The sequence below is a fragment of the Streptomyces sp. T39 genome, assembly GCF_008042045.1.
Classification (GTDB): Bacteria; Actinomycetota; Actinomycetes; order Streptomycetales; family Streptomycetaceae; genus Streptomyces.
This window is the reverse complement of record NZ_RDBP01000012.1, coordinates 2302421-2316358: the sequence shown is the minus strand read 5'-3', so window position 1 is coordinate 2316358 and position 13938 is coordinate 2302421. Positions and strand designations below refer to the sequence as shown.

Here is a 13938-nt window from a genome sequence, read left to right as displayed (position 1 = left end):
CTGGATCGGCACCGCACGGACCGGCCACGGGTTCGGCAGGGGGGTGACGTGTGCTGCGAGGCATGGGGGGCGATGAACTGCTGACCCGAGGTGCGTGAGCTCTCGTCCGGCATCGTGCGGCCTCCTCTCAGAGGGTGGTGCGTCGTGGGGACGGTGGGTGCGGTGTCAGACGGCGGGCGGCCCCGGCGGTGCGGCCGTCGCCGGCAGGACGGCCGCGAGGGGCAGGTCGAGGCGTACTTCGGTGCCGGCGGCGGCGCGCCCCCGGCCGATGCGGATGCGGGCGCCGATCCCGGCGGCCCGCTCCACCATGCCGACCAGGCCGAAGTGACCGGCCTTGCGGAGTCCTTCGAGCGTGGTGCCGGGCGGCAGGCCGCTGCCGTTGTCGACGACGCTGATGCGCAGCATGCCGTCGACGATCCCCGACTCGGTGCGCACCGTGGTCGCGTGTGCGTGCCTGCTGCTGTTCTCCAGCGCCTCGGTGGCGATGGTCAGCATCTGCCGGGCGACGGCCCGGGGCACCGGCGGCACGGGCGGCCCCGCGAGCCGGCGGATCTCGACGGCGATCCCGGTCCGCCGTCCGAAGTCCTCTGCCTGGGCGTGGAGTTCACCGATCACGTCGACGCCCGCGGACCGGAGGTCCTCGTCCCGGCGCAGGTCGCCGAGGAGTTCGCGGGACTCGGCGGCCGCGCGCCGGGCGGAGCGGGCCACGATCTCCGCCTGGTGCTTGACGGTGAGCGGGTCCATGCGGTCGGCCGTGGCGGCGAGCCCGTCGGCGGCGAGGGCGAGCCCGTGCAGGGTCTTGGCGACGGAGTCGTGCATCTCGCGGGCCAGCCGCGAGCGCTCGCCGCTGATCGCCTCGGTGACGGCGAGCCGGGCGCGGGCCTCGGTGAGGGCCTGGCTCGCGGTCCCGAAGCGCATCAGCAGATTGCGCAGGGTGACGCCGACGGCTCCGGCGACGACGCAGAAGCCGGGCAGCAGGAGCGCGTTGCCCGCGGTGGCCACGGCGTCGCCGTCCGCTCCGTACACGGCGAAGAGGATCAGGGCCTGGAGGCAGGCGAAGAAGGCGGCGCCGCGCCATCCGTAGACCAGTCCCGCGAGGAGCGGGGTGCAGACGGTGACGTAGCCGAGGGTGCTGTCCGGCCCGGCGGTGACGAGCAGCAGCGAGCCGAAGAGGGCGTCCACGGCGAGCAGCGCCGGGTACCGGAGCAGCAGCGGCCCCCATCGTTCCCACTCGCGGAACAGCCCGTAGGAGAACATGAAGGTGACGAGCACGCCGGAGGCGACCAGGTAGGTGGGCAGCCCGGGCCGCGCCGAGCCCAGGGCGAGCGGGGAGGCGACCGCGATCATCGCGAGACGGAATCCGAAGACCTGACGGCAGAGCGCCTGGAGGGCGTTGATCTGGATCGCCAGGGTCGGCATCGTGTCGGGGCTGGCGGCCGCGCGGGCCAGCGAGGCGGGCCCGAGACCTCCCGTTATCCTCCCGATGTGCAGGGCCACTGCGGTTCCCCCTCCGCTGGCACGGTTGTCAGCCCCCCACCGAGCTGAAGTCGGCGTCGGCTCCGAAGACGAACGCGGCGACCAGCAGGATCATCGTGGCCGGGACCATGATCGACGTGATGGTGAGCGTGGCCTTCGGCACGGCCTTCGAGGCCCGGCGGCGGGCGTTCTGGGCGTCGGTGCGGCGCATGTCGTTCGCGATCTGGATGAGCGTCTCGGTGATCGGTGCGCCGAGCTCCTCGCCCTGCTGCAGGGCGGTGACGAACTGGGCGACCTGCTCGGAGTCGTTGCGCCTGCGCAGTTCCTCGAACGCCTTGCGGCGGCCGACGCCCATGTCCATCTGGCGCAGGGTGATGCGCAGTTCGTCGGCCCACGGCCCCTCGTACTTGTCGGCGACGCGCTCCAGCGCCTCCCGGAACCCGAGTCCGGCGCTGACGACGACGGCGAGGACGTCCAGGAAGTCGGGGAGGGTCCGCTCGATCTGCTCCTTGCGCTGGCGGATGGCCGCGAAGATGCCGACCTCCACCCAGAAGAGCCCGAACGCGATCATGAACAGTGCCAGGAAGGGCTGGCCGCGCAGCACCATCGCGAAGGCGCCGAGGAAGCCGAGGGCGCCGTACACGGCACGCCGCGCCGCGTAGCGGTCGATGGTGAGACCGCCCGGGTTGCCGGCGAGGTCGATCCTGCGGCGCACCTTGTTGACCCGGGCGGGTCCCATCATCCGCAGGACGGAGTCCGCGTAGCGCATGCCGAGCCGGTCGACGGCGGAGCCGACGGCGGTGGTGCGGGTGGCGCCGACCTCCAGGGCGACGGCGAGGTCGCCGGGCAGTTTGGCGTCGGCGCGGTACATGCGTATGCCGTGGAAGGCTCCTGCGACGCACAGGGCGATCAGGAACGCGAGGCCCAGTCCGGTCATGGCGGCGGCTCCCTCAGACGTCGATCTTGGACAGGCGGCGGATGACGAACACGCCGAGGCCGTACAGGACGAGGGCGACGACCACCGCCGTCTGGCCGAGGAAGGAGTTGGTCATCCGGTCGATGGCGCCGGGCATCACCCGGTCGAGCAGCAGCAGGGCTCCCAGGCCCATCGCGGGGACGGCGTAGGCGGTCATGTTGACCTGGGAGAGCTGGGTGCGGACCTCGCGCCGGGTCTCCTTGCGCTCCTCCAGCGTCTCGGTGAGGTTGCGCAGGGAGCCGACGACGGTTCCGCCGGCCCGGTTCGAGAGCACGAGCGTGGTGACCAGGACGACCAGCTCGCGCGACGGGAGCCGGTCGGCCAGTTCGCCGAGGGCGTCGTCGACGGAGTGGCCGACGGCCAGCTTGTCGGCGACCCTGCCCAGTTCCTCGCCCGCCGGCGCCTCCAGCTCCTCGGCGGCCATCGACAGGGCGGTCCGCAGCGCGAGTCCCGCCTGGGTGGCGTTGGCCAGGATGCGGGAGAGTTCGGGCAGCTGGTTGATGAACTTCTCGATCCGCTTGTTGCGCTGCCAGTTGAGGAAGCCGAAGGCGCCCCAGATCCCGAGCAGGCCGGCGATGGGTCCGAAGAACGAGGCGAAGACCGTCTGCGCGGTGATCCACAGCCCGGCGATGCCGACGACCATGTACACGAAGAACTCGCCGGGCGTGATGTCGAGACCTGTCGCCGCGAGCCGCAGTTCGATGCGCCGGCCCAGGGAGGTGCCGCGGAGTCTGCGGTCGACGGCGCCGAAGCGCCGCCTGCGCCCGCCGGACTCCTCCATGGACCCGGTCTGGGAGAGCCGGTCGAGGAGCGCGCGGTGCTGGGAGCGCCCGGAGGACCATGCGTGGACGCCCGTCACCGCGAGGACGCCGCACAGAAGGGTGCCCGCGATGGTCAGCAGAGCGGTGTTGGTCATGGGGTGCCTACCTGGCCTCTCGGACGGCGAGCTGGTCCTGGTGCGCGGCGACGCCGAAGGCCTGCGGGACGGGCTGGCTCGCCATGAAGAGCCGGTCCGCGAGCCGGCGGGGCAGCGGATGGTGGCCGAACGTGCCGTGCACCCGCCCGTCGGCGCCCATCGGCCGGGCGTCGAACCGGGCCACGGTCGCCAGCCGGTACGGTTCCTGGCCCCGCGAGTCGAGGAGCGCGATCTCGCTGATCTTCCGCGCGCCGTCGGCGTGCCGGGTGAGCTGGACGATGCAGTCGACGGCGCTGTTGATCTGGTCCCGCAGGGCTTCGAAGGGGATCTTCACCTCGGACATGGAGGCGAGGGTCTGGAGGCGCATGAGGGCGTCCTCGGCGCTGTTGGCGTGGACGGTGGCGAGCGAGCCGTCGTGACCCGTCGACATTGCCTGGAGCATGTCAAGCGTCTCCCCGCCGCGGACCTCGCCGACCACGATGCGGTCGGGGCGCATGCGCAGCGAGTTGCGCACCAGATCGCGGATGGTGATCTGCCCCTTGCCCTCGACGTTCGCGGGGCGCGACTCCAGACGGATCACGTGCTGCTGCTGGAGCTGGAGTTCGGCGGAGTCCTCGATGGTGATGACGCGTTCGCCCTCGGGGATCAGCCCGGACAGGGCGTTGAGCAGCGTGGTCTTCCCGGTGCCCGTGGCTCCCGAGACGATGATGTTGAGCTTCGCCTGCACCAGGGCCGACAGCAGGAAGAGCATCTGCTCGTCGAGCGAGCCGAAGCCGATCATCTCGTGCAGCGTGAACGCCCGGGGGAAGCGCCTGATGGTCAGGGTCGCGCCGGAGAGCGCGAGCGGCGGGATGATGACGTTCACACGCTCCCCGGAGGGCAGTCGGGCGTCCACCATCGGGTTCGACTCGTCGACCCTGCGGTTCACGGTGGAGACGATGCGCTCGATCGTCTGCATCAGCTGCTCGTTCGACGCGAAGCGCAGGGGCAGCAGCTCGACCCGGCCACCGCGCTCGACGAAGATCTGGTCGGGGCCGTTGACCATGATCTCGGTGATGGACGCGTCCTCCAGCAGCGGTTCGAGCACGCCGAGTCCGAGGGCCTCGTCCACCACGCGCCGGATCAGCTGCGAGCGCTCGGACGCCGAGAGCACGGGCCCCTCACGGCTGATGATGTGCCCGAGCACGCGCTCCAGCCGTGCGCGGCGGTCCGCGGCGGCGAGCGAGGACATCTCCGCGAGGTCGATCTCCTCGAGGAGTTTGGCGCGGTAGGTGGCGACCAGATGGCCGTCGTCCCGCCCGCCCCCGCGGTCCTCGGGGGCGGTGATGCGTGCCCGCAGGCTCATGTGTGTGACTCCTCAGCTGTACGGAGCGGTCGTGCGGTCCGGCTCAGTCCTTGGGCATCGTGGAGCTGCGCTCGGCGTACCCCCAGTCGTCGATGAAGGGGACGACGGACGGGATCCGGATCCGCACGGTCGAGGTGACCTCCTTGCCGCCGGAGCGTGAGGTGTGGAGGTAGTCCCCGGGCGCGTCGGTGAGCCAGCCGCTCACCGACGCGCGGCCCGCCTGGGCGCTGTGGGTCCGCCAGTCGTCGTCGCCGTCCGCCCGCGCGGCGGCCCGGGCCGCGGTGCCGGCCTGGACCGTGGCGTAGGCCGCGATGCCGAGCTGGACGGCGCCGAGCGCGAGCAGGAGCAGCAGCGGGAGGAATCCGGTGAACTCGAGGGAGACCTGGCCGCGGTCGCGTCCGCGTACGGACATGGTCACCACCCCTCCTCGACGGTGGCGGCGTGGCCCGTGACGTGGAAGGGGAAGCTGACGAACCCCGGGAAGAGCACCGGGACCTTCAGTTCCACCTCGGCCTCGTACAGCCCGCCCGCGGCGGAGCCGCAGGAGACCGAGGACCCCTCGCGCCAGGTGCCGAGGTCCTCTCTCGCGGCTGCCTGGCACTGTGCCTGACTCGCGAGCCCGACGGCGCCCTCCCGGGCGGCCGAGTCGGCCGCGTCGCCGGCCAGGATGTAGGTGTAGCCCAGCAGGGCCGACTGCCAGAGGATGACGCAGACGGCCGCGATCAGCGGCAGCATGCCGAGGAACTCGACCGCCACCTGCCCCCGGTCGTCCCTCCGTCCGCGGTGTGCGCGGCGGCCCGTGTCACCGTCCGCGCGCAGGACCGCCGTTCCCGTCGTCGATGGTGCGCTCAGCACGCGCATCGCTCAACTCTCCCCCTTGTCGCCGCGCCGGCGGCGTACGCCGATGGAGCCCCGGTCGCCCCGGAACTTACCCGCCCGGTCCTTGCCTTCGGGCGCCTTCACGATTCCCAGTTCGCCCGCCAGGCCCCACAGGGCCTGCTTCACGGTCGACTTGGCCTCCAGGTCCTGCATCCGGCCCGCGTCGACGGACGCCTGGAGCTCCTTGAAGTTCGCCGGCACGGAGGTCCTCGCCACCCGGGTGCCGGTGATGCGCTCGATGAGGGCGGGCTGGATCTCGGTGTTGCGGATGAAGCGGTTGACGAGGGTGACCGTCTCCTCGGCCTTGCGGATCTGGAGCCGGTCCCAGAGCCGGACCATGCGCTTGGCGGCCCGGACCGCGACGACGTCGGGCGTCGTCACCAGCAGGGTGGTGTCGGCCATCTCGATGGCGGCCGCGTTGGCACTGTTCATCTGCGTGCCGCAGTCGATGACCACGACCTCGTAGCGGGTGCGCAGCGCACTCACGATCTGGCGTACGGCCCGGTCGTTGACCTCCTCGCCGCGTTCGCCCTCGCCGGGGGCGAGGAGCAGCCCGATGCCGGTGTCGTGGCTGAAGACGGCGTCCTGCAGGACCCGTGGCGAGATGTCCTGGATTCCCGCCAGGTCGACGATCGAGCGCCGGAACGGCGCGTCGAGGTAGGAGCCGACGTCGCCCGCCTGGAGGTCCATGTCCACCAGGGCCGTGGTCATGCCCGACGCGCGTGCGGCCAGGGCGAGCTGTACGGCGGCGAGCGTGGTCCCGACGCCGCCCTTGGCGCCCGAGACGGTGAGCACGGTGCCGCCGGGTCCGGTGAACACGTCGCCGCTGTGCCCCAGGTGCCGCCGGACGCCGAGCGACCAGGAGGCGGCGGCCTGCACCCGCTGGGTGAGTTCCTCGTACGACAGCGGCAGGGCCACGAGCCCGCGGGCGCCGGAGTCCATCGCCGCCGAGTACAGCCCCGGGCCGGCGTCGGCGGTGACCAGGACGACGCCGACCGCCGGGAAGCGCAGCGCCACCTCCCGTATCAGCTCCAGCGCCGGCACCGGTCCGATCCGTTCGTGCACCAGAACCACCTCGGGCAGCTCGTCCAGGGACTCGCCGGCCAGCCGCGCGAGTGTGTCGAGCAGGGTGGTCGAGTCGGCCACCGGAGCGGCGGGCTCGGCGTCCGGGAGCTGGCTGAGCAGCGTGGTGATGGATCGGGCGGCGTCGGCCTCACCGACGGCCGGGAGGATGCGTGTCGTCATCCGGCCCTCACTTGTTCCGGTCCTCGTCGAGGGTGTACTTGCCTTCACCCGGACGAAGCGTGGTGGGACTGCCCTTGGCGATCAGGGCGAGACGGACGTGGACGGCGAAGGACTCCGCGTACGCGACGCGCTGGGCGTCCTGGGTGTTCAGGGCGAAGGTGATGGGGACGGCCTGGGTGGCGACGGCGTCGCGGTCGTCGCGGCGCGGCTCCAGGGCGGTGAGCTTGCCGACGTCGATCACCTTGGCGTTGGGGACGATGATCCGGGACTCGGCGACCTGGCCCTCGTCCCCGCGCCCCTCGTCGCCGAAGGTGGCGAAGATGTTGACCAGGTCACCGGGGGTGATCTTGCCGGCGACGCCGGTGGCGGCGTCGATCATGATGGCGATCTCCTGCTCGCCGTTCTCCAGTGCCGGGCGCTTGACGTACATGTCGGTCTGGAGGAGCGAGCCCTTGCGCAGCTGGGTGACGGCGATCTTCCCGTCGACCATGGATATGTCGGTCACGGCGCTGGTCGACAGCCATCGCTCCGGCATGCTGATCTTCTCGAACTGATCCGCCTGCAGCTGCGTGTAGGGGGCGACGTCCGACTTGATGCGATAGGCCGTCACCTCCGGTCCGACCTTGGAATTCACATCGCTGATCACCGACAGCACGCCCACGAAGGCACCGAAGGCGCAGAGGACGGAGAGGAGCAGGAGAATGACACCGCGACGTTGCCGTGAATTCATGAGCGGGACGACCTCGTTGGGGAGTGGGGACGAGAGGGCGGACGGTTCGGTCGGCCGGGCCCCGGCGGTGCGTCGCCGTCACCGGCCGTGCCGACCGCTGTTCGGCGGTTACGAGCCCTGGTGCATGGGTGTTCCCTGGTTCAGGACACCGGACACGCCGGTTCGGTTCTCCGCGGGGAGGAGCGGTGCGGCGCAGAAGCCGCAGCGATCACCGATGATCTCCAGACCGCACCAGGAGCATTTCTCCCTCTTCACCGAGGAGACGAGCTGGTAGATGAGGGTGATGTCGGGGAGATAGGCGGCGAATTCGATCATCTTGTGCGTGCCCCACCAGCGCGGTGATTCCTCGGGCAGCGGCGCCTCGTGCACCGCCTGGCAGTGCCAGGCGGGAGCGAGGGTGGCGGTGACCCAGTCGCTCTGGAGCTGTCCCCTGGCCACCATCAGCTGGTGCCCGAACTGGGGGCCCGTCAGCTCGCCGTGGCCGATGCGGACGAGCTCCGGTTCCGGCGTGGCCATGACGCCGAACTGGGTTCCGGGGACCCAGGACTTGGCATGGGACTTCAGACTCACCGGCACCCGGTCGAGCCGGGCCACCGAGTTGAGCACGGCTCCGGCGTGGATGTAGTGGGCGAGCAGCCGCGCCGCCGAGGCGACGATGCCGGCGCTGAAGTCGCAGATGGACAGCTGCCGCAGCTGACGCACGAGGACGGCGAGCCCGAGCGGCGGCAGTGCCACCTTCAGCAGGGCGATGCGGTCGGTCTCCAGCACCGAGCGGACGGTGTGCAGTCTGCGCTCGTGGACCACCGGCAGGGAAGCGGGGTAGAGCACGACGGCGTAGCCGTGCTGCTCCAGCAGGACCTGCATGTCGGCGAGCGCGGCGTCGAGCGTCTGCGCGTCGGGCGACGGCAGCAGCGCCGCCGTCGGCGTGTGCTGGTCCGTCGGCGGTAGCACCAGATCAGCGCTGGTGACGGCGATGGCGGTCTGCACGCTCATTTCCCCGTTCGGATCCGGCCGCCGGGAATCCGGCCGCCGCTTCTCCACTGCTCGTGCTCCTGTCTGCACTCTAGCCAGGTCCTTCGGGGCAGAGAACAGTTTTCAGACCCCCCGCGGACAACCCGTGACCCGCACGGCCCGGGAAACACGGAGAAAACAGTCGTTCGTCAACTCCTGTCACATGGCGCTGAATTGCGGTCAATCGATTCTGCTGTTTGGGCCCCCATTGGGTCCTCAGGCCCACGCCAGGCACCGGACCGCGTGCGTACGCTCCGATTCCGATTCCGTGTGCGAAGCATGCGTGTGACCTGGGAAAGGGGGCGTCCGATGAGACGTGACCGGGGGGCGACGGCGACCGAGTACCTCGGCGTCGTGGTGGTCGTCGCCACGCTCGTCGGAGCCGTGACGGGTTCCGGAATAGGTGCCGCCATCACCCAGAAGATCATCTGCGCGATCGACGGCGCGGCCTGCGACGGATCCGCGGACGACCGGGCGGCACCCCGCACCGACGCCGACTACGAGCCGCCCCTCTGCCAGGTCTCGTCGTTCAGCGACAAGGCCGGGGCGAAGGCCAAGGTGCTCTTCATCGAATGGGGTGAGGAGTACGGCTTCCAGCAGCAGACGTTCCAGGCGAAGACCGACGTCAACGGCGACGGGAAGGTCGACGAGAACGACAAGCAGGTCACCATGACGTTCACCGACGCCGCGTCGATCGCCGCGAAGAAGGACTGGAAGCCCGGGGCGAAGGTCGGGAAGTTCGGGTCGGACAAGGTCGAGCTGGGGGCCGGGATCAAGGTGACCAACGGCGACACCTGGGTCTTCGACAGCGAGGCGGACGCGCAGGCGTTCCGGGACGACATCGAGAGCCTGAAGACCTACGAACTCGCCAACCGGCACGCCAACTCGCGCGGCGGCGGACTCGGGAACAGCCTGCTGTACCTCTTCGGCAAGGGCCCCATGGCCGAGGAGGAGAAGCTGCGCAACCGGATCGAGGAGAAGCTCGGCGACCGGCACATCAGCTACGGCAAGGTCGGCTTCGAGGCGAGCGCCGCCGGCGGCATCAAGATCGGCGCCGGGGACGACAAGAAGCTCTCCGCCACCCTCGGGGGCAACTTCAAGTTCGCGCCCGAGGTCACCTGGACCGACAACAACCACAAGGGCACCAAGTCCTACACGTACTCGGCCGCCATCGAGTACGGCACCAAGGTGGGGTACGAGGCGGGGCCGATCAGCGGGGAGGCGTCGGCGTCCACGACGCAGACGGGCACGATCACCGTCACCCACGACAAGAAGACCGGCGAACTGCTGCGCATCGACATGACCCGCACCGTCGAGAAGGGCGCCACGAAGGACGGCGCGAAGGTGGGCGGGGACAACGGGAAGTCCGGTGACGACAAGCGCGGCGGCAGCGGCGGCGTGAAGGGCGCCGACCAGACGACCGGGATCGAGGTCGTCACCAACTCGGTCGTCCTGAAGCCGGGTGCCGAGGGCGCCGAGCAGCGGGCGATCGCCCAGGCGTGGCTGGACGGCGGGGGCGACCGGGGCGCGCCGTTCGCGTACATGTTCTCCGACAAGGCGCCCACGACCCGGCCGGGCGCCGACGACCCCTTCGGGCAGCTGCTCTTCGACGAGGGCCTGTCGAGCCGGACGACGTACACGGGGCAGATCCAGGCGGCCGAGTACGGCTTCGAGCTCAACCTGGGCCTGAGCCTCGGCTTCTCGGTGTCGACCGAGAAGAAGGAGGAGACCCTGGACGACGCCGAGTTCCTCGGGGCTCCCCACGGGAACAGCCGTGACTACATGCCGTACAGCTACTGTGCGAACTGACCGGGCCGAGGGGAGCGCACACACCATGAGCAGCACAGTCATCAGCCGGACGGGCGGCGGCGCAGGACGCCGGGGCGCGCGGCGGGCCGGGTTCGCGGCGCACCTGGCCGCGCTCGCCCTGCTCGTCACCGCGTGCGGGAACGATCCGGCGGGCGCACCGGTGCCCGAGGGGTGGCAGGTCATGCGGACGGACTCCGTCGAGGTGGCCCGGCCCCCCTCCTTCACCGAGCAGGGCCCCGGTGAGCGGAGCAGGTACAACGCGGCGGCCGCGACGCTGGAGGAGGGCGGCCGGACGGTGGCGACGATCACCGTCCAGCTGGGCTTCACCAACGCCCGGACGGCCGAGCAGGCCGCGATCGGCGCGGAGGCGGGCATCGCGCTCGGCGCGACGGTGGAGGGTCAGCGGGACGTACGGGTCGCGGGCGGGGAGAAGGTGCGGGACGCCAGGCGGATCGACTTCGCCTTCACGTCGTCCGGGGAGCCGGGCACCCCGGCCGAGGGCACCCGGGTCGACGGCGTGATCGTCGCGGGGCTCGACTCCGCGGACACGGCGTACGCGGTGCGGGTGGACGCGGCGCAGGGCGCGCTCTCCGACGCGGACCTGAAGCGGATCCTCGACAGCATCGCGGTCGAGTAGCCCGGCCACCGGCAGCACGGCGAAGACAGCGACGGCGGGGCGGCGCACGGCGACCGCGGACGGGGGTGGACCGATGACGGCGGAAGCGGCGGACGGCCACCTCCTCCTCGGGGTGACGACCGTGCTCCTGGGCGCGCTCACGGCGGCCTGGGCGCGGCGTCTCGCGGGGCTGCTGCGGGCCGGCCGCCGTGCCGTCACCACCGGCGGCGAGTGCGTGCGCGTCGAGCCGGGGGCGCCCCGCCGCGCCGGGACCGCACGGCACTGGTTCTCGTTCCGCACGGCGGCCGGCGAGGTGGTCGAGTTCGAGGACTTCAGCCCGTATCCGATGAGCAGCGGGACCCCCGTGACCGTGCGCTACCGGCCGGAGGACCCCCGCGGTTCGGCGAGCGTCGCCGGTCCCTGCGGGCGGTCGCCGGTCCTGCGGGGTGCCGTGTTCGCCGGCGGCTGCGCGCTGGTCACCGCCGGCTGCGCGGCGGCGTTCCTCGCCGGGCTGCCGTGAGCCGGCCGGGGCGGCCCGCGCGCCGGGCCGGCGCACCGTCCGCACGGCGGCCGGCGACTCCCCCCACAGGTACGACGAGGAAGGCAGGCACATGACGCGCTACGACCATCCCGGGGCCCCCGCCCGGTACGACGACGGCCGCGGGGCGGGGTTCCTCGCGCTGACGAAGGCGTGGGCGGCGGGCATCGTCGTGCTGCTCTTCACCGAGTACGTGCAGGTCACGCTGGTCTGGGAGCAGTTCGGCACGGAGGACCGGACGGCGTCGTTCGCCGGCCGTCTGCTGCTGATCCATCTGCCCAACGCGCTCTGCGTGGCGCTGGCCGTGTGGGCGGCGGGACGGCTGCACCGGCCGCCGTACCGCCACCGGACGGTCCGCCATCTCCTCGCGGTGCTCGCGGTGCCCCTCGCCGCGCAGGCGCTGAATCTGACCCTCCAGGGACCGGAGCTCGCGGCCGAGGGCGTGCTGATGTCCAGTGCCGTCCTGGCGCTGGGGTGTGTCGCCGGATGGGCCGCCGACCGTCTCCAGGAGGAGGACTGACGGGGCCTCACCTTGCGCCAGAGGTCTTGACAACCCAATTGGTCTGGACCAGCTTGTACCTCCACGGTGGCCACCGTTCGGTGCCCCGGCTCCGGGAGCCCCGGTGCCGGGTCTCCGGCAACCTCCCGTACCCCCCGACTCCCCCACCGGAGGACGCAAGTGGACCGCACCTCACCCGCCCGCAGATTGGTGGGCGCCGGCGTCGCGCTCGCCGTCGGCACCGGACTGTGTCTCCTGGGCACGGCAGGCACCGCCCAGGCCGCCGACGTCAACGTCGTCAAGAACGCCGGCTTCGAGACCGGGCTGAGCAACTGGACCTGCTCCGCCGGCAGCGGCTCCGCCGTCTCCTCCCCCGTGCGCACCGGCGCGGGCGCCCTGAAGGCCACGCCCGCCGGCATGGACAACGCCCGGTGCAGCCAGAGCGTGACCGTGAAGCCCAACTCGACCTACACGACCAGCGCCTGGGTCCAGGGCGGTCTCGCCTACCTGGGCGCGAGCGGCACCGGCACCACCGACGTGTCCACCTGGACGCCCGGCGGCGACTGGACGAAGCTCTCCACCACCTTCACCACCGGCCCGAACACCACCTCGGTCACCGTGTACACCCACGGCTGGTACGGCACCCCCGCCTACCACGTCGACGACGTGAGCGTCTTCGGCCCCGACGGCGGCGGCGGCACCGACCCCGACCCGGTCGTGCCCCCGGCCCCGGGCGCCCCCTCGGTCGGCACCGTGACGACCTCGTCCGTGGCCCTGAGCTGGGGCGCGGTCTCCGGCGCCACCGGCTACCACGTGTACCGCGACGGCACGAGGGTCCAGTCCGTGAGCGGTTCCTCCGCCACGGTGACCGGGCTCGCCGCCGACACCGCGTACCAGTTCCAGGTCTCCGCGACCAACGCGGCGGGCGAGTCCGCCAAGTCCGCCGCCGTCACCGGCCGGACCAGCAAGAGCACCGGCAACCCGGGCAACCCGGCGGTGCCGAAGCACGCGCTGACGGGCTACTGGCAGAACTTCAACAACGGCGCGACGGTCCAGAAGCTCCGTGACGTGCAGGCGCAGTACGACATCATCGCGGTCTCCTTCGCCGACTCCACGGCCACACCGGGCCAGATCGTCTTCAACCTCGACCCGGCGGTCGGCTACGGGTCCGTGGACGAGTTCAAGGCGGACGTCGCCGCCAAGAAGGCCGCCGGCAAGTCGGTGATCATCTCGGTGGGCGGCGAGAAGGGCAACGTCACCGTCAACAGCGACGCCTCCGCGACCGCCTTCGCCAACAGCGCCTGGGCGCTGATGCAGGAGTACGGCTTCAGCGGTGTCGACATCGACCTGGAGCACGGCATCAACTCGACCTACCTGACCAAGGCGCTGCGCCAGCTGTCGGCCAAGGCGGGCTCCTCGATGGTCCTGACCATGGCCCCGCAGACCATCGACATGCAGAACACGAACACCGAGTACTTCAAGCTGGCGCTCGCCGTGAAGGACATCCTCACGGTCGTCAACATGCAGTACTACAACAGCGGTTCGATGCTCGGCTGCGACGGCAAGGTGTACTCGCAGGGCTCGGTGGACTTCCTCACCGCGCTCGCCTGCATCCAGCTGGAGGGCGGTCTCGACCCCTCCCAGGTCGGACTCGGGGTGCCCGCGTCGACGCGCGGCGCCGGCAGCGGCTACGTCGACCCGTCCGTCGTGAAGAACGCCCTGGACTGCCTGGCCCGGGGCACCGGCTGCGGCGCCTTCAAGCCGTCGAGGACCTACCCGTCCCTGCGCGGCGCGATGACCTGGTCCACCAACTGGGACGCGACCGCGGGCAACGCCTGGTCCAACGCGGTCGGTCCGCACGTGCACAACCTGCCGTAACGGCACACCGGTCGACGAGG

14 protein-coding genes are annotated in these 13938 nt (G+C 71.4%); 5 read left to right on the top strand and 9 right to left on the bottom strand.

Annotation, left to right across the window (positions count from 1 at the left end; genetic code table 11):
* Positions 1 to 165: 165 nt before the first annotated feature.
* The 9 genes from EAO77_RS11560 to EAO77_RS11520 all read right to left on the bottom strand — a co-directional run bounded on the left by EAO77_RS11560 (position 166) and on the right by EAO77_RS11520 (position 8560).
* Entirely contained in the window at positions 166 to 1497 is a 1332-nt protein-coding gene (locus EAO77_RS11560; RefSeq protein WP_410088391.1) for a sensor histidine kinase, read from the bottom strand.
* Positions 1498 to 1525: 28 nt separating this feature from the next.
* Positions 1526 to 2413 carry a DUF5936 domain-containing protein gene (locus tag EAO77_RS11555; protein ID WP_147987920.1) on the bottom strand — a complete coding sequence of 296 codons (888 nt, stop codon included), beginning with the start codon at positions 2411 to 2413 and terminating at the stop codon, positions 1526 to 1528.
* 13 nt (positions 2414 to 2426) lie between these two features.
* Complete coding sequence (locus tag EAO77_RS11550) at positions 2427 to 3368, bottom strand: type II secretion system F family protein (RefSeq protein ID WP_147987919.1); 942 nt, start codon at positions 3366 to 3368, stop codon at positions 2427 to 2429.
* Positions 3369 to 3375: 7 nt separating this feature from the next.
* Positions 3376 to 4713: a CpaF family protein gene (locus tag EAO77_RS11545; RefSeq protein WP_147987918.1), complete on the bottom strand. Its 1338-nt coding sequence runs from the start codon at positions 4711 to 4713 to the stop codon at positions 3376 to 3378.
* Positions 4714 to 4756: 43 nt separating this feature from the next.
* Complete coding sequence (locus tag EAO77_RS11540) at positions 4757 to 5125, bottom strand: TadE/TadG family type IV pilus assembly protein (RefSeq protein ID WP_147987917.1); 369 nt, start codon at positions 5123 to 5125, stop codon at positions 4757 to 4759.
* A gap of 2 nt (positions 5126 to 5127) precedes the next feature.
* Positions 5128 to 5574 carry a TadE/TadG family type IV pilus assembly protein gene (locus EAO77_RS11535; RefSeq protein ID WP_261993869.1) on the bottom strand — a complete coding sequence of 149 codons (447 nt, stop codon included), beginning with the start codon at positions 5572 to 5574 and terminating at the stop codon, positions 5128 to 5130.
* Between the two features lie 3 nt (positions 5575 to 5577).
* Positions 5578 to 6837 carry a CpaE family protein gene (locus EAO77_RS11530; RefSeq protein ID WP_147987916.1) on the bottom strand — a complete coding sequence of 420 codons (1260 nt, stop codon included), beginning with the start codon at positions 6835 to 6837 and terminating at the stop codon, positions 5578 to 5580.
* 7 nt (positions 6838 to 6844) lie between these two features.
* Positions 6845 to 7567, bottom strand: a complete 723-nt coding sequence (gene cpaB / locus EAO77_RS11525) for a Flp pilus assembly protein CpaB (RefSeq protein WP_147987915.1) — start codon at positions 7565 to 7567, stop codon at positions 6845 to 6847.
* Between the two features lie 108 nt (positions 7568 to 7675).
* Entirely contained in the window at positions 7676 to 8560 is an 885-nt protein-coding gene (locus tag EAO77_RS11520) for a hypothetical protein (protein ID WP_147987914.1), read from the bottom strand.
* A gap of 327 nt (positions 8561 to 8887) precedes the next feature.
* On the opposite strand from EAO77_RS11520, the gene EAO77_RS11515 reads away from it, so the two are divergent.
* The 5 genes from EAO77_RS11515 (at position 8888) to EAO77_RS11495 (ending at position 13918) form a co-directional block, all read left to right on the top strand.
* Positions 8888 to 10387, top strand: coding sequence for a hypothetical protein (locus tag EAO77_RS11515; RefSeq protein WP_261993868.1), 1500 nt, complete (start codon positions 8888 to 8890; stop codon positions 10385 to 10387).
* 25 nt (positions 10388 to 10412) lie between these two features.
* On the top strand, positions 10413 to 11024 hold the full coding sequence (locus EAO77_RS11510; protein WP_147987912.1) for a hypothetical protein: 612 nt from the start codon (positions 10413 to 10415) through the stop codon (positions 11022 to 11024).
* A gap of 73 nt (positions 11025 to 11097) precedes the next feature.
* Positions 11098 to 11523: a DUF3592 domain-containing protein gene (locus EAO77_RS11505; RefSeq protein ID WP_147987911.1), complete on the top strand. Its 426-nt coding sequence runs from the start codon at positions 11098 to 11100 to the stop codon at positions 11521 to 11523.
* Positions 11524 to 11614: 91 nt separating this feature from the next.
* Positions 11615 to 12061, top strand: coding sequence for a hypothetical protein (locus tag EAO77_RS11500; RefSeq protein WP_147987910.1), 447 nt, complete (start codon positions 11615 to 11617; stop codon positions 12059 to 12061).
* 159 nt (positions 12062 to 12220) lie between these two features.
* Complete coding sequence (locus EAO77_RS11495) at positions 12221 to 13918, top strand: chitinase (protein ID WP_147987909.1); 1698 nt, start codon at positions 12221 to 12223, stop codon at positions 13916 to 13918.
* Positions 13919 to 13938 lie beyond the last annotated feature (20 nt).

Excerpts from the sequence above, each read along its gene's own strand:
- EAO77_RS11555 (WP_147987920.1), bottom strand. The coding sequence starts at position 2,413 with ATGACCGGACTGGGCCTCGCGTTCCTGATCGCCCTGTGCGTCGCAGGA.
- EAO77_RS11550 (WP_147987919.1), bottom strand. The coding sequence starts at position 3,368 with ATGACCAACACCGCTCTGCTGACCATCGCGGGCACCCTTCTGTGCGGC.
- EAO77_RS11545 (WP_147987918.1), bottom strand. The coding sequence starts at position 4,713 with ATGAGCCTGCGGGCACGCATCACCGCCCCCGAGGACCGCGGGGGCGGG.
- EAO77_RS11540 (WP_147987917.1), bottom strand. The coding sequence starts at position 5,125 with ATGTCCGTACGCGGACGCGACCGCGGCCAGGTCTCCCTCGAGTTCACC.
- EAO77_RS11535 (WP_261993869.1), bottom strand. The coding sequence starts at position 5,574 with ATGCGCGTGCTGAGCGCACCATCGACGACGGGAACGGCGGTCCTGCGC.
- EAO77_RS11530 (WP_147987916.1), bottom strand. The coding sequence starts at position 6,837 with ATGACGACACGCATCCTCCCGGCCGTCGGTGAGGCCGACGCCGCCCGA.
- cpaB (WP_147987915.1), bottom strand. The coding sequence starts at position 7,567 with ATGAATTCACGGCAACGTCGCGGTGTCATTCTCCTGCTCCTCTCCGTC.
- EAO77_RS11520 (WP_147987914.1), bottom strand. The coding sequence starts at position 8,560 with ATGAGCGTGCAGACCGCCATCGCCGTCACCAGCGCTGATCTGGTGCTA.
- EAO77_RS11515 (WP_261993868.1), top strand. The coding sequence starts at position 8,888 with ATGAGACGTGACCGGGGGGCGACGGCGACCGAGTACCTCGGCGTCGTG.
- EAO77_RS11510 (WP_147987912.1), top strand. The coding sequence starts at position 10,413 with ATGAGCAGCACAGTCATCAGCCGGACGGGCGGCGGCGCAGGACGCCGG.
- EAO77_RS11505 (WP_147987911.1), top strand. The coding sequence starts at position 11,098 with ATGACGGCGGAAGCGGCGGACGGCCACCTCCTCCTCGGGGTGACGACC.
- EAO77_RS11500 (WP_147987910.1), top strand. The coding sequence starts at position 11,615 with ATGACGCGCTACGACCATCCCGGGGCCCCCGCCCGGTACGACGACGGC.